Consider the following 17,147-nt stretch of genomic DNA (forward strand, 5'->3'; position numbering starts at 1 on the left):
GTCATGTGGTGACCGCACCGCCTGAGGTCGTCATCCCTGCGAGCCTCATGCCCTTTGCGGAACCGGATTTGTGATCCAGTGCCCGCTTGTTCGCGGTGCTTACGGGCCGAACACTACCAGCCCAATGGCCTTCCGGAACCCGCTTGTGCTGTGCATCTCGTAATACCCCCGAGAGCGCCGTGTAATCGTCTCGTTACCTAGCGTTCTTCTTCACGAAACCGACAACAACTTCTCCAAACGCCGCCACGCCGGTGAGGATTCCCCGACGTGCGAATACATCAGCACGACGGTGCCCGGCTCGGCGTCTTCCGGCTTGTCCCGGGTGGCGTCCCAGGCCTTGATGTCCTCGGCGAGCCGGACGAGCCGAGGGTCGTCAGGATCCCAGCCGAGAGCCTGGTCACAGGCCAGGTAGATACGCATGAAATCCGCGTCGTCCATGGCGGCGTTCTTGGTGGCGACCCACTCCTCGATCGACTGCGGCGACAGCGCGGCGATCATGATCCACAGGTCGCGCTCGATCTGGATCATCCGCTCGCTCAGACCGGCCGCCCGCAGCCGGTCGAGCAGCTCCACGACCTCGGCAGGGACGAACAACCGCTCGCCGTCGGCGAGCCGGGCGATGTCGCGCCGGTGCTCGGTCAGCTCGCGGATCTTCCGCTTCAGGTCGCGGTCGATCTCCGCGACGGCCGCGGCGAACTCCGCGGGCCCGGCGTGCAGCAGCTCCTCGATGCGGGCGAGCGGCACGCCGGCGGCGGCCAGCGTCCTGATCCGGATCAGGTCCACCACGGCCTGCGCGTTGTAGCGACGGTAGCCGGAGGCGTCACGCTCGGGCTCGGGCAGCAGCCCCACCTGGTGGTAGTGGCGTACCGCGCGGATCGTCACCCCGGCGTGGGCGGCGAGCCGGCCGATGGTGAGCATCGGCACCCCCTTCAGCACACGCGCCGCCACAGGTCGTGAATCGCCTGGGTGACGGCGTCCGGGTCGTCGGTGGCGATCGTACTGTGCCGGGCCTTGTCCAGAACCCGGTGCTCGCCGTCCTGTACCGAGGCGGCCAGGGCGTCGTACATGGAGATTTTGCCCTGGGTCATCTCGGTCAGCGCCTTCTTGGACATCATCAGCTTCATGCCGGTGTCGATGCCCAGCGTGGTGAGCGCGATCAGCGGCCTGTCCGGCACGGGACCGGCGGCCTTGAGCTCGTCGCGCAGCGCGGGCAGGTCGCCGCGCTCCTGGGCGCCCGCGCGCTGGGACTCGACGCTCAGGTGCCGGGCCGTGAGCGCCTCGCGGACCTCGCGGGGCCAGGTGGCGAACATCTTGCCGTACAGGCCGCGCGAGAACAGCACGATCAGGCGCAGCATCAGGTCACCGGGCACCGGGTACGCCTTGAGCCGCGTCTTCCCGTCGCGCATGTAGGCGTCCCACTCCTCGTAGAACGCGTCCAGGTACACCACGCCCGCCACCTCGTCGGGGAAGAGCTGGAGGTAGCGCCGGGCGTAGGCGCCGCCCAGCGAGTGCGCCACGAACACATACGGACCCTGCACGCCGGCCGCCCGCAGCAGCTCGCGCAGCTCGGTGGCGACCTCTTCGGCGGTCCTGGGCAGCGCGACGGGGTCGCTCCAGCCGGTGCCGCCCCTGTCGTACAGCACGGAGGTGGTGAACCGGGAGACGCGCTCGTGCAGGTTGAGGTAGTCCAGGCCGAGGGCGCTGGCGCCGGGCAGGAACACCACGGCGGGACCGCCCGATCCGGAGCGGTGGAGCAGGAGGCGGCGGCCGTCGATGTCGTAGTGGCGGCCCAGTGGGGCCTTGTCGGAAATGCTCATGCAGGGATGGTGCGACCCTGACGTTGGGTCAAGGTCAAGCCATCACCTTCAGAAAGGTGGAGTCAGGTCCGCCAGGTCGTTGTCGAAGTCGTTCAGCCAGGCTCCGAACAGCACCAGACCGCGCACCCAGAACCTGTCGTTCCACCCGTTGAAGCGGGTCAGCGCGTCGGGCCCGCCGGCGATCAGCGCGTGCAGGTCGTCCGACAGCAGAGCAGGAACCCGGTCGGCGACGTTCTCGAGCATCCGGTGCGAGTACGCGCGGGCGGGCGCGGCCGTCGAGCGCAGCGGCACCCGCTGGAGGGGCTGCTTGACCACGTTCGTGGACGGCAGGGCTGCCACCCGAGGGTTGGCCGCGTGCAGGACCTCGCGGTAGAAGCGGCCCTTGTCCTTGCGGGCCACGCCGACCGACAGCGCCGCGTCGAAGAAGTCCGGGTGGATGAACGGCGCGGCGAAGGACGCCTCGGGCCCCACCAGGTTGACCGCCGAGCGGGCGATGCCGCGGACCGTCCGCGTGTGCAGCACCGACAGCGGCAGCTCGGCCCGGTGACCGTGCAGCATCGAGGTGGACGCCACGAACTGCTCCCTGACGACGTCCTCCATCCAGGCGCTGGCCTGGGGCGACAGGAACGGCGCCGACGGGGCGCCCAGCGACAGCGAGGACAGCACCGCCGCCGACCGTTCCGCCTGGGTCCGCGCCTCCAGCGCGGCCCCGCTGACCATGAAGTTCTTCAGCAGCGGCCCGCCCGCCAGCCCGTCGACCAGGACCCGCCCCGCGCCGTGCACCTCCTTGGCGAAGGGCGCGTACCAGGCGTGGTGCGGCGTCAGGTACTCCAGCCGCCGCGCCACCTCCAGCGCGTCCGCCGGATAGTCGGCGGCCTCCTGGACGACCACGCGGTGCGGCACGCCCAGCTCCCGGGTGATCGCCCTGGCGAAGGCGATGTCGGTGTCGGTGCCGTCGTCGGGGCTGGTCGTCCACGACTCCACGTCGAAGCCGCGCGCCACGGCCACCGAGCACAGCAGCCGCGAGTCGTAGCCGCCGCTGACCGGCACGAGCAGGCGCCGCCCCTCGTAGTCCTTGTACACCTCGTGCAGGATGTCCACGATCTCGCCCGCGCTGGTCCAGGCCTCGTACGGCTCGCGCCGCAGCCACCGCGGCAGCCGCCGCTCCGTGGCCAGCCTGTCGTGCTCGAACACCAGCGCGCTGGACCCCGGCAACCGCTTGACCTGCGGGTACGGCGTGGCCTCGCCGAGCGGGAAGGTGACGTGGAGAATCGAGGCCCACGCCGCCCAGTCGATCTCGATGGGCACCAGCGACAGCAGGGGCTGGATCAGGGACGAGAAGTAGACCGCGCCCGCGTGCCGGACGAAATAGACGTCGACCAGGCCCAGGGCGCCGGCGTGCAGGACGAGGCGGCCGTCGGAGGAGATCAGGCCCGGCGTCTCGTACGTCTCGGCCACCGACATCCAGTCCGCCAGCGCGGCCGGCTTGCGCTCGCCCCAGGAGAACGCGAAGGAGTCCTGCGTCCTGTGGTAGGGCGGCAGCGGGTGGGAGCTGTAGAGCGCGGCGTCGGGGGTCTGGAGCGCGGGCCTGCAGCGCGGGCCCGCGGCGGTGAGTTTGCCCAGCAACGCGGTGTCGATCCGGCCGAGAGCGCCACAGACATAGGGCCGCACGTTGAACTGCACCGGATCTCATCCCTTCGAGACGCTTCCCGCAAAGAGTATCCTTTGCGGGCCAAAGGGAGCGGAGGTCTTGGTGGGCATTGAACTGGAGAGCACGCGCCAGGCGCTGCGCGAGGCGATCGCGCAGGCCGAGCACGCGGCCGAGCTGGCCAGGCTCCTGGACGCCGCGCAGGCCAGGCTCGCCGAGGCCGAGCGGAGCGCCGAGGAGGCCAGGACGCTCGCCGGCCTGCTCGGCGAGGCCGAGCAGCTCCTCGAGGATGAGCGCGCCGCCGCGGACAAGCTCCGCAAGGAGGTGGCCGAGCAGCGCTACCAGGCCGAGGTCGCCAACTGGAAGCTCTCCTCGATCAAGGTCGCCCGGTGGAGCCGCATCGGCGACGCGATCAAGACGGGCAAGAAGAACCCGGTACGGCTGGCCAAGGGCCTCAGGGGCGCCGCCAAGCCGGTCAAGCGCCCGGTCGCGCCCAAGCGCAAGCCCATCGCCTCCGCCCAGGTCAAGGACGAGCGGCCGGGCGCCGCCTTCCAGGCCACCACCTCCATCAGGAGGATCGACGGCGCCTCCTTCAAGCTCAAGCCGTTCAGGGTGCCGACCGGCCCGAACACGCGCCCGCACATCACCGCGGCCGTCATCGCCGACCCGCACGCCGAGGCGCTGCTGCGCTACGAGTGGCGGCAGACGACCGGTTTCACGCCGCGCGACTTCGCCCGGGTGCTGCCGCTCGAGGTCCCGCACCTGCTGGTCGTGGAGTCGGTCACGCAGGGGCCCTGGTTCGAGGAGATCGCGGGCGAGCCGGGCGAGGGCCTGCGCGCGCTGCTCGCCTGGTGCGCCGAGCGGGGCATCAGGACCGTCTTCTGGCACACCCAGGGTGACGTCAGGCAGTACGCGGCGGCGGCCGGGCTGTTCGAGCACCGCTTCTCCACCGACCCCGCCACGGGCTGGCCGCGGCTGCCGTTCGGCGTGCAGCCGCGCGTGCACAACCCGCTGCCGCTGGCCGGTGGCCGGATGGACCGGGTGCTCACGCTGGACCAGCTCATCGGCGACAACCTGACCTACCCGGACGTGCTGACCTCCTACCGCTGGCCCGCCTCGGTCGAGTGCCCGCCCGGCACCCCGCAGTGGCGCCTGGCCGAGATCGCCGCCTGCGGCACCTCGATCGGTCCCGAGCCCGACTCGCGCCGCGCGCACGTCGCGCTGCGCCGCGCCTACGCCTCGGGCACCATGACCGAACGCGTCGACGAGCTGCTCGAGGCCGTCGGGCTGCCCAGCGCCCGCGCCACGCTCAACGTGTCGGTGCTGCTGCCCGTCCTGGACCCGGCACTGCTCGAGCACGGGCTCGCGCAGGTCGCGCGGCAGTCCGGGGTCGCCCAGGTGATCGTGTTCGGCCCGCCCGAGGCCGAACTGCGCGCCCCCGACGTGCTGGCCGACGTCGAGGTGATCTTCCGCCACCTCGACCCGTCGCAGTCCACCGGCGCGATGCTGGCCCGCGGGCTCGACCTGTGCGAGGCCGACCTGGTCGCGGTCATGGACCCGCGCGACGTGTACGGCATGCACTACCTGGCCGACCTGCGGCGGGCCTTCCAGTTCTGCACGGCCGACATCGTCGGCAAGGCGGCCTTCTACGCCCACATCCGCAAGGCCCAGGCCACGCTGCTCAAGCAGCCGGACGCTGAATACTCCTACCTGCCGGAGATCGCCGGGGCCACCCTGCTGGCCCGCCGCAACACGCTGCGCGAGGTGGGCTTCCCCGACGTGTCGGAGGGCTGGGACGAGGTCATGATGCGGCAGTGCCGTACCGACGGGGTGAAGGTCTTCTCGGCCGACCGCTTCGGCTACGTCCGCGTCCGCGACGAGGACCGATGGCTGCTCGGCGCCGCCCAGCTGGTGGAGTACGGCTCCGCGGAGCCGCACGCGCTGATCTGATCCGTTACGGCAAGGCCACCGCCACCGGCCGCCCGCCGCACTTCGGCCGAGGGCCCGTGACCGGCGCTCGCGGCGAGTCGGCGACGGTTTCCCGCCGCCACGGCGCACGGGACCCCGCCGGGGCGGAAACCCTAAGATCGGATCCGTGAAACCGGTCGGGACCTGGGAGGACGAGGCTACCTACCTCGACGAGCGAGGCGAGCGGGTCGTGGTCGCCGTGCCGGGTGAGCTGGTGCGTGCGGTGGAGCCGCTCGAGGTCGAGGTGGACTGGCCCGACTTCCCGCGCACCTGGGACAACCCCGGGTTCGTGGTGCGGTACGCGCACGTCAGGGCCGTCGCGGTGCAGCGGTGGGCGCGCGAGCTGGGGGTGCCGCTGGAGGGGTTCCGGCCCGAGTTGCTCGATTACCGGCTCGATCGGGCCGTGCTGCGGGTGCTGGCGGAGGTGCCGAGCCGTCGTGGGAGCAGGAATCCGGGGTGGGGGCCGTTCCTGGTGCGGCTGGCCGAGGCATATCACGACGCGTTCGAGCACGCGCCCGCGCTGCCGGTGGGGGACGAGCCGGTCACGCCGCTGCACACCGCCCGGGTCCACCTCGCGGCAGCCGTACAGAAGATCCTGGTGGGGCCGGATCGGATATGAAATATCCCGCCATAAGGCGGAAAAGCGTAAAAATATCCCCCAAAGGGGGCTTGATCGCGTCTCGATAGATGGGCAGCCGGTCCAGGGGGATCGGGGGTTCCGATAGCCTCGTTCGGGTGAGTCGCTTCGCCCATCCAGCCGGGGACCGGCACGCCGAGATGCTGCCCCACGAGCGCCCGCCCTTGGCGCCCGACGACCTCAACCGGATCGACCCCACGATCTGGCCCCGAACGTCCGGCCGGAACCAGGGCGCGCTCACGATCGGCCAGGTGGACGTCCGCGAACTGGCCGCCGAACACGGCACCCCGCTCTTCGTGCTCGACGAGAGCGACGTGCGCTCGCGGATGCGCGACTATGCCACCGCCTTCGCCGGGTCCGACGTCCACTACGCGGGCAAGGCGTTCCTGTGCAAGGAGATCGTCCGCTGGCTGAGCGACGAGGGCCTCGGCCTGGACGTGGCCAGCGGCGGCGAACTGGCCGTGGCGCTCAGCGTCGGCTTCCCGCCCGAGCGGATCACCCTGCACGGCAACAACAAGTCCGCCGCCGAGCTCACCCGCGCGATCGAGGTGGGCGTCGGCCACATCGTCGTCGACTCCTACGAGGAGATCGCCAGGCTGGGCTTCCTGGCCGACAAGCACGGCAAGCGGCCCAAGGTCATGATCCGCGTCACCACCGGAGTCGAGGCGCACACCCACGAGTTCATCGCCACGGCGCACGACGACCAGAAGTTCGGCCTGTCGCTCAACACGGGCGCGGCGGCGGAAGCCGTACGGCGCATCCTGGCGCTGCCGCAACTGGAGCTGGTCGGCCTGCACTCCCACATCGGCTCGCAGATCGTCGACACGGCCGGGTTCGAGGTGGCCGCGCGGCGGCTGGCGACCCTGCTCGTGCAGATCAAGGCCGAGCACGGCGTGGTGCTGCCCGAGCTGGACCTGGGCGGCGGCTACGGCATCGCCTACGTCGAGGGCGACGAGGCGCCCGACATCAAGGAGATCGCCGACGGCCTGCGCGAGATCGTCGCCAAGGTCTGCACCGACGCCGGGCTGCCGGTGCCGCGCCTGACCGTCGAACCCGGCCGCACCGTCGTCGGGCCGGGCGGGATCACGCTCTACGAGGTCGGCACCGTCAAGGACGTCGAGGGCCTGCGGACCTACGTCAGCGTCGACGGCGGCATGAGCGACAACGTGCGCACCGCGCTCTACGGCGCCGAGTACACCGCCGTACTCGCCAACCGGGAGAGCACGGCGCCGCCGATGCTCAGCCGCATCGTCGGCAAGCACTGCGAGAGCGGCGACATCGTCGTGCGCGACTGCTACCTGCCGGCCGACCTGGCGCCCGGCGACCTGATCGCGATCGCGGCCACCGGCGCCTACTGCCGCTCGCTGGCCAGCAACTACAATTACCTGCCCAAGCCCGCCGTGGTGGCCGTCGCCGACGGTTCCGCCCGCGTGATCGTGCAGGGCGAGACCGAGGACGACCTGTTGAGGGGGCAGCTGTGAAAGTCGCGCTGTTGGGCTGTGGCGTCGTCGGTTCGCAGGTCATCAGGCTCATGCACGAGCAGGCCGCCGACCTGGAGGCGCGCATCGGGGCTCCGCTGGAGCTGGCCGGCGTGGCCGTGCGGCGGCTCGGCCGAAAACGGGACGTGGCCGTCGACCCGTCGCTGCTGACCACGGACGCCACCGAACTGGTGACCCGGCCGGACGTCGACATCGTCATCGAGGTGATCGGCGGCATCGAGCCCGCCAGGTCGCTGATCGTGGCCGCCCTGGAGGCGGGCAAGTCCGTCGTCACCGCCAACAAGGCGCTGCTCGCCGAGGACGGCGCCACTCTGCACGAGGCGGCCAGGCGGGGCAACGGCGACCTGTACTTCGAGGCCAGCGTGGCGGGTGCCATCCCACTGCTGCGCCCGCTGCGCGAGTCGCTGGCCGGTGACCACGTCAAGCGGGTGCTCGGCATCGTCAACGGCACCACCAACTACATCCTCGACAAGATGGACTCCACCGGCGCCTCCTTCACCGACGCGCTGGAGGAGGCCCAGGCGCTGGGCTACGCCGAGGCCGACCCGACCGCCGACGTCGAGGGGTTCGACGCGGCCGCCAAGGCGGCGATCCTGGCCGGGCTGGCCTTCCACTCCCGGGTGACGGCGGCCGAGGTGCACCGCGAGGGCATCACCGAGATCACCGCCACCGACGTGGCCTCCGCCAAGGCCATGGGCTACGTCATCAAGCTGCTGGCCATCTGCGCCCGCTCCGACGACGGCCGCTCGATCGGCGTCCGGGTGCACCCGGCGATGATCCCCAGGACGCACCCGCTGGCCGGGGTCCGCGAGGCCTACAACGCGGTCTTCGTCGAGGCCGAGTCCGCCGGGCAGCTCATGTTCTACGGCAAGGGCGCCGGCGGCGCGCCCACGGCCTCCGCCGTGCTCGGCGACCTGGTGGCCGTGGCACGCAACCGCCTGGCCGGCACCCGCGGTCCCGAGGAGTCGACCTACGCCTCGCTGACGGTCCACCCGATGGGCGACACCGTCACCCGCTGCCACGTGGCGCTCGACGTGGCCGACAAGCCCGGCGTGCTGGCCCGGGTGGCCGACCTGTTCGCCAAGCACGACGTGTCGATCCAGACCGTGCGGCAGGAGGGCCACGGCGACGACGCCCAGCTGGTCATCGTCACCCACCGCGCCACCGACGCCGCGCTCGGCGCGACCATGGAGGGCCTGCGCGACCTCGACATCGTCAGGGCCGTGGCCAGCGTCATGCGGGTGGAGGGCGACGACTAGGACAGCTCGGCCCAGCTGCGCTGATCGCCCCACACCGAGGCGGGATCCACGTAGGGGCGCAGCAGCTCGGTCAGCTCCCTGTCGCCGCGGCCGTTGAGCTCCTCGGAGGCGATCTTCCTCGCCACCCCGGCGAGGAAGTCGGCCACCTGTACGCGGGCGTCGTCGCGCGAGTCGACGAGCCTGAGTCCTGTCGGGCCGCCCACCAGCTCGTCGAGCTGCGCGATCCGATCCTCGGTGAGCGTGGTCTGCTGGTCGTGCACGATCGCGGCCGGTCGCCAGCGCGCCACGGCTCTGAGCAGGGCGGGCACCAGCGGGTCCAGGACCGGGAGCATGTCGCGGTGGTCGTGGTAGGTCTCGGCCTGCCGTACCAGGTGGGTGATCTCGATCTCCAGCCGCAGCGCGGCGACCTGCTCGGCGAAGGCCTCGGCGGTGATCCTGGCGCGCATCAGTTCGTTGAAGGCGCGCAGGAAGTCGTGCTCGCGATACAGAGCCAGCGCTCCGGGGCCGGTGTCGACCGCGTAGGTGAGCCGCCCGCGGAGCAGGTCGGCGGCCCTGGCGGCGGCGAAGAACGCCTTCTCGACCAGAAGCACGCCCGCCTGCCCGTGGATGGGGCCGTCAGGGCCGAGCAGCCAGAGCAGCGTGCCCCTGTGCTTGCCGCGCAGCAGATGGTTGGCCTTGTACTCCTCGGCCGGGGAGCGGATCCTGCGGCGCAGCTCAAGCACGCACTCCTCGGCGACCTCGACGGTCAGCAGCACACCGGCGTGCGCGAACACGTCGGTCACGCCGTCGATGAGGTTCTCGCCCTCCGCCCCCGACTCGTCACACGCGATCTCCGCCCGCATTCAAACCGCCCCGACGCTGTCGCCCAGCTTCACCCGCTGCGCGGAGCGCCGGAACACGTCGCAGCCGCGCAGGTGCCGCAGCTCGATCATTGCTCCAGTCTGCCCCTTTGACGCGCGCGCCGCACCGCGATATCCCAGCCGGTGCTTACGCCGACGCCTACGGTCGGTAGCCGGAAGCTTACCGAGGCTGCTGTTTTTGCCAACTGTTGGTACGGCACGCGGCACAGTGACTGGATGGACCAAACCGCCCAGGACCGCTGGCTGGCAGCGCTCAGGGACCACGCGGCCCGTCTCTCCTTCCCCGACTGGGAACCAGGAGAGGAAGACTGGACCACCCTCTACACGACGTTCGACGAGGCCGGATCCCCGGTCACGGAGGTAGCCGTCTTCCGAGGCCACGACAGGATCCACTACCACCGCTACACCGGCGCCGACGTGACCCCCTTCTGGACCGACCTCCTCAACGAAGCCGCCGAATAGAGCCGTCTAGCGTTGCTTGAGGCGGAGTGCTTCTTTACGGGTCTCGGCATGGATGGACTGCTCGTGCTCCAGCCACGCGGGGTTCTCCGCTTTCAGCTCCTCGATCTCAGCGGTGGTGAGCGGTTCGGTGATCCCGCCTCTGGCCAGGCCGGAGATGGAGACCTTGAGCTTCGCGGCGACGACCTGCTTGGGGTGCGGGCCGTTGCGGCGCAGGTCGACGAGCCAGGCCGGCGGCTTCGACTGCAGCTCGTTCAGCTCGTCCCTGGAGACGACACCCGCCTGGAACTCGGCGGGCGTGGCCGAGAGGAGGACACCCAGCTTCTTGGCCGCGGTCTCGGGCTTCATCGTCTGGGTGGGCTTGGGCTTGGGCGAGGTCATGGCGCCAAGATTAGTCAGTCGGAACGGGTTCCCCTGACATCGGTACCCTGAGGACGTGACTGATGGTGAGACCGGCAGGGTGTTCCGGCTGGCGTACGTGCCCGGGGTGACACCCGCGAAATGGGTCAACGTCTGGACCGAGAGGATGCCGGACGTGCCGCTCACCCTGCTCGCCGTTCCCGCCGCCGAAGTGGTGGGGCTCCTGCGGGACGGCGGCGCCGACGCCGGATTCGTCAGGCTTCCCGTCGACAGGGATGGGCTCAGCGTGATTCCTCTCTACGTGGAGACCACCGTGGTCGTGGCGCCCAAGGACCACGTGGTGACCGCCGCCGACGAGGTGGCCATCGCCGACCTGACCGACGACGAGATCTTCCATCCTCTGGACGACACCATCGAGTGGGCGGTCCGGCCCGGGCTGCCCGCGTTCATCCGCCCGGCCACGACGGCGGACGCGGTCCAGCTGGTGGCGGACGGCGCCGGGCTTGTCCTGGTTCCGCAGTCGCTGGCACGCCTCCACCACCGCAGGGATCTCACCTACCGGCCGCTGCTGGACGCGCCGCAGTCTCAGGTCGCGCTGGCCTGGCCCACGGACGCGACCACCGACCTGGTGGAGGATTTCATCGGCATCGTCCGCGGCCGGACGGTGAACAGCTCGCGGGGCCGTACCCCTGCCTCCCCTGCGGAGAAGCCGGCACAGAAGCAGGCACAGAAGCCCGCACAGCGGCAGGCGCAGAAGCCCGCACAGAACGGCTCCGGCCGACGCGCCGTACCGACCAGCCGTAAAGGCAAGGGCCGCCGACCTCGGTGACCCGGTCTGTCTTCCGAGGCCACGACTATCACCGTTAATCCCTTCTGTACCGACCTCGACCGCCACCGTTAACCCCCTTCTGGATCGACCTCCTCGACGAAGCCGCCGAATCCTCAGGACGCGGTGCGCGCCTGTGCGCGATCATGGACTGCCGGTTGCATCGTTACTGGACAGGAACGGTCCGTTTGACTCGTGGCAGAGGTAGGGCGGGATGGCTCCACGTCGGCGTCCTGGAGGAGCGCGTGACGAGGGCGTGGGACCCGGGCACGTTTCCGCCGACGGAGTGTCTGCTGGCCGTCATGACTCTTGCCGCCGTGCCGAAAGCCCTGGCCAAGTGCCTGGCCGATCACCTCTCCGGCGGGATCGTCGTCGGCGCGGGGTCGGTTCCCGACCTTCCCGGGTTCGAGCAGTTGCGCAAGCAGCCGCTGCCCCTGCAGCAGGGTTCATGGGAGCGCAGCGCCGGCGTGTACGACCCGGCGGCACGAGGCATCGGTGTGGGCAGCGTGCTGTCGCCGTCCGTGAGTGTCTGCGGGCATGAGCTCGGGCATGCCGTGGACGATCTGGACGGCAGAGCTTCGCAAGGGGAGTGGTGGCGGGTGCTGCACACGTTGCGGGCAGGCCGCCTGGCCGCGCCCTATCAGGCGGATGTCGCCGAGCTGTTCGCGGAGAGCTTCGCCTGCGTGCTGACCCGGCGGGCGGCCAGGTTGATCAGGCTCCTCGGTGACGAGGCCGCCGCGGAGCAGGTCTACCGCTGGATGGCCGGACGGTACGGGCTGGGATGAACATGGCCCCGCCGCCGGACGGACGGCTATCGTGGCAGCACGGGAGCGGAGAGCACGGGAAAGGACGGCCATGAGCGTCGTGTTGTTGCCGGGCGGTGCTCTGCGCGTGCCGACGGTCGACGTCCTGGAGGACGGGACTCGCGTGGAAGGCACGCGGGAGGTGCTGCCGGACGCTCCCGACTACCAGCGGTGGCTCGCCTTCGCCGTGCCCGAGGAGCAGTCATCGCACGAAGGCGATGACGACCAGGAGATCCTCGCCCGCTGGCGCTCAGCCGCCAGCGCCTGACGCGCCCAGTCCCCAGTTGATCAGGAAGGTCATGACAGATGGGGTTCGACGCCTGGCTCGCTGCGATTCACTGGGCAGGCCTCACTCTGGGCTGCGCGCTCGGCGTGTTCGGGATCCTCGGGCTGACCACCAGGTTCGTGGAGAGCCGTTGGCAGCACCGCAGGGGCGGAGTCAGAGCTGGGCGGATGATTGCGGGAACCGTCTGCCTGATGTCGTTATTCCTGATCATGAAGTCCAGCACATCCCTGTTCCCATTCCCTCACTGGCTGGAGGTGGTCCTGGTCGTCGCGCAGTTCTGCTGCTTCGGCGGCTACCTCTGGCTATACCTGGCCGCCCGACGAATCGGATCCCACGACGATAGATAAGGACGGATGTGCGGCATGTACATCCGTTTCAGTGAGGCTGCCCCTGGACAAGTGCTCCACCAGAGAGTCCTGCGGCAGAACGTCCACGCTGCCTCCGGCAGAACGTCCACCAACCATGCGGCAGAACGCCCACATCCACTCCAGCAGAACGCCCACGCCCTCTCCGAATAGGGCCCATCGGGCGGTCCCGCCTCCGGGTGGGGGGCAGATGGGTGGTGGTCCAGGTGGGTTTCGGGTGGGGTCTTCAAGAAACACTGTCCGAGCGTTAGCGAGGGCCTTTGCGCGCCGGAGGCGCGAACCCCGAATCAAACACAGTCCGAGCCGCAGGCGAGGTCGGCGCGGGTGCAGGGGCGCGCCCCTGCCAAGGGGGATTGGGGGAGCTTGGCTCCCCCGTGAGAGGAGTCCGTGGCGCTAGGGGGCGAGGGCGATGCGGTGGGGGAGGGCGGTGTTGCGGCGGGGGTCGAGGCGGTTGACTGCCAGGTCCAGGGCCTTGCGTTGGCCTACCAGGACTACCCAGGACTTGGCGCGGGTGACGAGGGTGTAGAGGAGGCGGCGGCGGAGCATGATGCCGCCCGACTCGGCGACGATGGGGGCGACGACGAAGGGGTATTCGCTGCCCTGGGAGCGGTGGACGCTGATGGCGTAGGCGTGGGTGAGGTCGTCGAGCTCGTCGAAGCCGTAGGTGACCGGGTCGCCGTCGTCGACGAGGATCTCGACCAGGCGGTCCTCGTGGTTGATGGCGGTGATGGTGGCGGTCTCGCCGTTGAAGACGCCCTTGTCGTAGTTGTTGCGGATGGGCATGACCCGGTCGCCGACGCGGAAGGGGCGGGTGCCCGACCAGTGTTCGGGCTTGTCCGAGGTGTAGGGGTTGAGGCGTTCCTGCAGGAGGCGGCCGAGCTCGGCGGTGCCCGCCACGCCCTTGCGCATGGGGCAGAGGACCTGGATCTGCGAGGCGGGGATGCCCTGCTTGCGGGGGATCGCCTCGGTGGCCAGGTGGACCACCCGGTCGGCGACCGCGGAGGGGTCGTCGAGCTCCTCGAACCAGAAGCCGCCCCCGCCGGGCAGGAACGGCAGCTCGCCCGAGCGGATCTGCCCGGCCGCCTGGACGATGCCGCTGCCGGAGGCCTGGCGGAAGACGTGGGTGAGGCGTACGCGGGGGATGTCCTCGACCCGCAGCAGGTCGGACAGCACGCTGCCGGGGCCGATGCTGGGCAGCTGGTCGCTGTCGCCCACCAGCAGCAGGTGGCTGCCGGACGGCAGGCCGGTGCACAGGCGGGTGGCCAGGTGGAGATCGAGCATGGACGCCTCGTCGACCACCACGAGGTCGGCCTGGACGGGCGCCTGGTCGAACAGCACGGTCGGGTCGGGCTCGTGGGCCAGCATGCGGTGGATGGTCATCGCCGGCAGCCCGGTCAGCTCCGACAGCCGCTTGGCCGCCTTGCCGGTGGGCGCGGCCAGCGTGACCCTGCCGCCCATGGCGCGGACGGTGGCGGCGATGACCTTGACGGTGTGGCTCTTCCCGCACCCCGGCCCGCCAGTGAGGACCGACACCGTGCTGGTCAGGGCCATGGTGACGGCGGCACGCTGGTCGTCGTCGAGCCCGGGGTCGTCGCTGAACCCGCGCAGCGGCAGCGTCGAGGGCGCCCGCCACAGCCGCAGCAACTGCTCGGCCAGCTTGACCTCGCGCGCGTGCAGCTCCTTGAGGAACACCACCGGGCGGCCCTCGATGGACTCCACGACCACGCGGCGCTCGGCCGTGAGCGCGTCGAGCTGCTCGCGGACCAGGTCCTCGTCCAGCTCGAGGAGCTCGACGGTCTGGGCGATGAGCGCGGTTTTGGACAGGTAGCAGTGGCCGCCGCCGCTGGCCGCCGCCTCCAGCCTGTCGACCAGGGCCGCCTTCACCCGCAGCGGGCTGGTCTCCGGGATGCCGCACTGGAGGGCGATCCTGTCGGCCGAGGCGAAGGCGATGCCACGGACCCGGCCGATCAGCTGGTACGGGTCGGTGGTCAGGGTCTCCGCGGCGGCCTTGCCGTACACCTGGAAGATCTTGGCGGCGAGCAGCGGGCTCAGGCCGAAGCCCTGCAGCACGACCATGAGCTCGGCGATGGCCTTCTGGTCCTGCCAGGCCTCGATGATCTGGGTACGGCGGGCGGGGCCGATGTTGATGACCTCGGTCAGGCGCGAGGGGTCGGTGTCGATCACGGTCAGCGTCTGCTCGCCGAAGTGGCCGACGATGGCCTGAGCCAGGCGCGGGCCGATGCCGCGGATCAGGCCGGAGCCGAGGTAGAGCTGGATGGCGCGGATCGTGGAGGGCACGATCCGCTCGCACGCGCTCACCTCGAAGCGCCGCCCGTGGCGGTGGTGGTCGTGCCACTCGCCGACCAGCTTGAGCGTCTCGCCCGGCTGGACCCCCGCGAGACTACGGCCGGCCGCCACGAACCCTGGCTCGGTCTCGGAGGCCATGCGGGCAACCGTGTATTCGTCGTCCCTGACGTACACGAGCTGCTCGACCGAGGCCTCCACGCAGCAGATCCAACCACGCCACGCCGACATATTGAGTAGGGGCCTACTCATGTCGCTGTGCGAACTCGGGAACAATCTGACGCCATGGAGATTCCATTCGAGCTGGTAGAGGCCAAGAAGGCGGTCGAGTTCGCGGTGCTGGCGCTGCCCGGCGTGGTGGGCATCGGGCTGGGGGCGCGCGAGGAGGGCGGCGAGCTGTTCGACGAGCTCGCCGTGCGGATCCTGGTCGAGGACGCCTCCCAGGTGCCCGACGACCTGCCGGGGGAGATCGGCGGCGTGGCGGTGTGCGTGATCGAGCGGCGCTACGAACCGTGCGGCTTCCCCGACGAGGCGCGCTACAAGGATCTGCGGGGCGGGATCAAGATCACGCAACCGCTCAGGGGCGACGGCACGATGGGCGCGATCGTGGAGGACGCGAGCACCGGCGAGCTGCTCGGCCTCAGCTGCTACCACGTGGTCGGCGACGTCGGCGTGGGCTTCCCCGACAGCGTCTGGCAGCCGACGAACCCGCCGCTCGTGGCGCCCGTCCCTGACACGGACAACCTGGGCGAGGTCGCGGCGGTCGACTTCCCGAACACGCCGCCGCTGCCGTTCTCACCGATCCGGGTGAGCATGACGGATTCGGCCGTGTTCCACCTGGACGTGGCCAGGAAGAACGGGCGCAGCTTCTCCCGGGCCATCGCGGGCAAGGGGCCCGGGCAGCCCGACCTGATCCCGGCGATCCAGGCGACGGCGGATCCGACCGTGTTCCAGCAGGTGCGCAAGCGCGGGTTCAAGACCGGGCCCACCGACGGGACGATCACGCCGGGCAAGGTCGCGGGGCTGTGGACCACCCTCAACTGGCCCACCGGCGGACCGAACGCCTACCTCATGGAACAGGTCGAAATCCTCGGAAAAGGCGGGAAATTCTGCGACAAGGGAGACTCGGGGTCCGTGGTGCTCGACGCGACCGAGCCGACCGCGCTCGGCCTGCTGTGGGGAGCGCAGGGCACGTTCGGCATCATGTCGCTGATCAGCAACGTCGAGGCCCACCTGGGGATCTCAATGGTCTGGGCGTAGCCGCGCCAGCCGGTTGCGCACGCCGTCGAAGTGGGCGCCGACGGCCCGGACCGCGGCCGCCTTGTCGCCCGCCAGCACGGCGGCGTAGATGTCGCCGTGGCGCCTGGCGACGTCCGCGGGGGACTCGTCGGGCGCGCCGAGGTGGCCGCGCAGCTGGTAGTAGACGTCCCAGAACGCGCCGAGCAGCTGGCTGACCAGCGGGTTGCCGAGCGGCCGGTACAGCACGTCGTGGAAGAGCCGGTCGATCTCCGGTGACACCTCGCCGGCCGCCGCCTCGGCCTCCATGCGCGCCATCACCTCGGCCACGGCGCTCATGTCCGACGGGCCCAGGTCGATCAGCCGCTGCACCAGGCCCGTCTCCAGGATCTCGCGGATCTCCACCAGGTGCTGCAGGTGGTTGCGGCCGTCCAGCAGCGTGATCCTGCTGTGGAAGGCCAGCTCGTCGACGAGCCCCGCCAGCGACATCCTGCCCACGAACATGCCGAAGCCGTGGCGGATGTCCACGATGCCCACGGCCTGCAGAGCCTTCAGCGCCTCCCGCACCGAGTTGCGGCTGATGCCCAGCTCCTCCATCAGCTCCGACTCGGTGGGCAGGGGGTCCCCGGCCACCAGCCCGCGCCGCACGATGATCTCCTTGACGGCCTCCTGGGCCTCCACCGCACGGCTCAGCCGGGGGCGCGGAACACCGGCCATGTAGGACCTCCCCACGTAACGTTCCGGAAACCACCTGTTGACCATCAGCTTACGCACAAGATAGGACATGGGATGTCCCACGTTCCATGTTTTGGGAGGAATT

At 70.4% G+C, this 17,147-nt stretch carries 17 protein-coding genes; 10 read left to right on the forward strand and 7 right to left on the reverse strand.

Translation table 11 applies throughout. The features are described 5' to 3' along the window. Positions 1 to 210 precede the first annotated feature (210 nt). From KIK09_RS23345 to KIK09_RS23355, 3 genes are read right to left on the reverse strand one after another with little or no spacing between them, the layout of a single operon-like run. Positions 211 to 918 carry a MerR family transcriptional regulator gene (locus tag KIK09_RS23345; RefSeq protein WP_214321394.1) on the reverse strand — a complete coding sequence of 236 codons (708 nt, stop codon included), beginning with the start codon at positions 916 to 918 and terminating at the stop codon, positions 211 to 213. Between the two features lie 11 nt (positions 919 to 929). Beyond that, positions 930 to 1,817 (reverse strand): alpha/beta fold hydrolase, encoded by an 888-nt coding sequence (locus tag KIK09_RS23350; RefSeq protein WP_214321395.1) that lies wholly within the window; start codon positions 1,815 to 1,817, stop codon positions 930 to 932. Positions 1,818 to 1,865: 48 nt separating this feature from the next. Continuing rightward, the gene (locus tag KIK09_RS23355; RefSeq protein WP_214321396.1) at positions 1,866 to 3,500 is read right to left on the reverse strand and encodes an asparagine synthetase B family protein; all 1,635 of its coding nucleotides are present in this window, start codon (positions 3,498 to 3,500) and stop codon (positions 1,866 to 1,868) included. Between the two features lie 70 nt (positions 3,501 to 3,570). On the opposite strand from KIK09_RS23355, the gene KIK09_RS23360 reads away from it, so the two are divergent. The 4 genes from KIK09_RS23360 to KIK09_RS23375 all read left to right on the forward strand — a co-directional run bounded on the left by KIK09_RS23360 (position 3,571) and on the right by KIK09_RS23375 (position 8,828). Beyond that, on the forward strand, positions 3,571 to 5,415 hold the full coding sequence (locus tag KIK09_RS23360) for a hypothetical protein (protein ID WP_308164247.1): 1,845 nt from the start codon (positions 3,571 to 3,573) through the stop codon (positions 5,413 to 5,415). 145 nt (positions 5,416 to 5,560) lie between these two features. Continuing rightward, a complete protein-coding gene (locus tag KIK09_RS23365) occupies positions 5,561 to 6,052 on the forward strand; it encodes an anticodon-binding protein (RefSeq protein WP_214321397.1) in 492 nt (163 codons plus the stop codon). A 116-nt stretch (positions 6,053 to 6,168) separates the two neighbouring features. Continuing rightward, on the forward strand, positions 6,169 to 7,551 hold the full coding sequence (gene lysA / locus KIK09_RS23370) for a diaminopimelate decarboxylase (protein ID WP_214321398.1): 1,383 nt from the start codon (positions 6,169 to 6,171) through the stop codon (positions 7,549 to 7,551). Continuing rightward, the gene (locus KIK09_RS23375) at positions 7,548 to 8,828 is read left to right on the forward strand and encodes a homoserine dehydrogenase (RefSeq protein WP_214321399.1); all 1,281 of its coding nucleotides are present in this window, start codon (positions 7,548 to 7,550) and stop codon (positions 8,826 to 8,828) included. Before lysA ends, KIK09_RS23375 begins: the two co-directional genes overlap by 4 nt. Here KIK09_RS23375 and KIK09_RS23380 read toward each other — a convergent pair. Continuing rightward, positions 8,825 to 9,670: a DUF3800 domain-containing protein gene (locus KIK09_RS23380; RefSeq protein ID WP_214321400.1), complete on the reverse strand. Its 846-nt coding sequence runs from the start codon at positions 9,668 to 9,670 to the stop codon at positions 8,825 to 8,827. The two genes, KIK09_RS23375 and KIK09_RS23380, sit on opposite strands and share 4 nt — an antisense overlap. A 234-nt stretch (positions 9,671 to 9,904) precedes the next feature. Here KIK09_RS23380 and KIK09_RS23385 point away from each other — a divergent pair, with 234 nt between their 5' ends. Beyond that, positions 9,905 to 10,150, forward strand: coding sequence for a hypothetical protein (locus KIK09_RS23385; protein ID WP_214321401.1), 246 nt, complete (start codon positions 9,905 to 9,907; stop codon positions 10,148 to 10,150). Positions 10,151 to 10,156: 6 nt separating this feature from the next. Here the strand turns inward: KIK09_RS23385 and KIK09_RS23390 are convergent, their stop codons facing one another. Next, positions 10,157 to 10,528: a DUF5997 family protein gene (locus KIK09_RS23390; protein ID WP_214321402.1), complete on the reverse strand. Its 372-nt coding sequence runs from the start codon at positions 10,526 to 10,528 to the stop codon at positions 10,157 to 10,159. A gap of 55 nt (positions 10,529 to 10,583) precedes the next feature. Between KIK09_RS23390 and KIK09_RS23395 the strand changes: the two genes are divergently transcribed. The 4 genes from KIK09_RS23395 to KIK09_RS23410 all read left to right on the forward strand — a co-directional run bounded on the left by KIK09_RS23395 (position 10,584) and on the right by KIK09_RS23410 (position 12,769). Continuing rightward, complete coding sequence (locus tag KIK09_RS23395; RefSeq protein ID WP_308164248.1) at positions 10,584 to 11,336, forward strand: LysR family substrate-binding domain-containing protein; 753 nt, start codon at positions 10,584 to 10,586, stop codon at positions 11,334 to 11,336. 242 nt (positions 11,337 to 11,578) lie between these two features. After that, the gene (locus KIK09_RS23400) at positions 11,579 to 12,118 is read left to right on the forward strand and encodes a hypothetical protein (protein WP_214321403.1); all 540 of its coding nucleotides are present in this window, start codon (positions 11,579 to 11,581) and stop codon (positions 12,116 to 12,118) included. A gap of 70 nt (positions 12,119 to 12,188) precedes the next feature. Continuing rightward, positions 12,189 to 12,404 carry a hypothetical protein gene (locus KIK09_RS23405; protein ID WP_214321404.1) on the forward strand — a complete coding sequence of 72 codons (216 nt, stop codon included), beginning with the start codon at positions 12,189 to 12,191 and terminating at the stop codon, positions 12,402 to 12,404. 38 nt (positions 12,405 to 12,442) lie between these two features. Further along, positions 12,443 to 12,769 carry a hypothetical protein gene (locus KIK09_RS23410; protein ID WP_214321405.1) on the forward strand — a complete coding sequence of 109 codons (327 nt, stop codon included), beginning with the start codon at positions 12,443 to 12,445 and terminating at the stop codon, positions 12,767 to 12,769. 411 nt (positions 12,770 to 13,180) lie between these two features. Here the strand turns inward: KIK09_RS23410 and recD2 are convergent, their stop codons facing one another. Then, complete coding sequence (gene recD2, locus KIK09_RS23415; protein WP_308164249.1) at positions 13,181 to 15,292, reverse strand: SF1B family DNA helicase RecD2; 2,112 nt, start codon at positions 15,290 to 15,292, stop codon at positions 13,181 to 13,183. An 84-nt stretch (positions 15,293 to 15,376) separates the two neighbouring features. Between recD2 and KIK09_RS23420 the strand changes: the two genes are divergently transcribed. Continuing rightward, on the forward strand, positions 15,377 to 16,351 hold the full coding sequence (locus KIK09_RS23420) for a chymotrypsin family serine protease (protein ID WP_214321407.1): 975 nt from the start codon (positions 15,377 to 15,379) through the stop codon (positions 16,349 to 16,351). Here KIK09_RS23420 and KIK09_RS23425 read toward each other — a convergent pair. Continuing rightward, positions 16,334 to 17,044 carry a FadR/GntR family transcriptional regulator gene (locus KIK09_RS23425; RefSeq protein ID WP_214321408.1) on the reverse strand — a complete coding sequence of 237 codons (711 nt, stop codon included), beginning with the start codon at positions 17,042 to 17,044 and terminating at the stop codon, positions 16,334 to 16,336. The two genes, KIK09_RS23420 and KIK09_RS23425, sit on opposite strands and share 18 nt — an antisense overlap. Positions 17,045 to 17,147: the final 103 nt, after the last annotated feature.

Source organism: Nonomuraea sediminis, from assembly GCF_018531495.1.
GTDB classification, from domain to species: Bacteria; Actinomycetota; Actinomycetes; order Streptosporangiales; family Streptosporangiaceae; genus Nonomuraea; species Nonomuraea sediminis.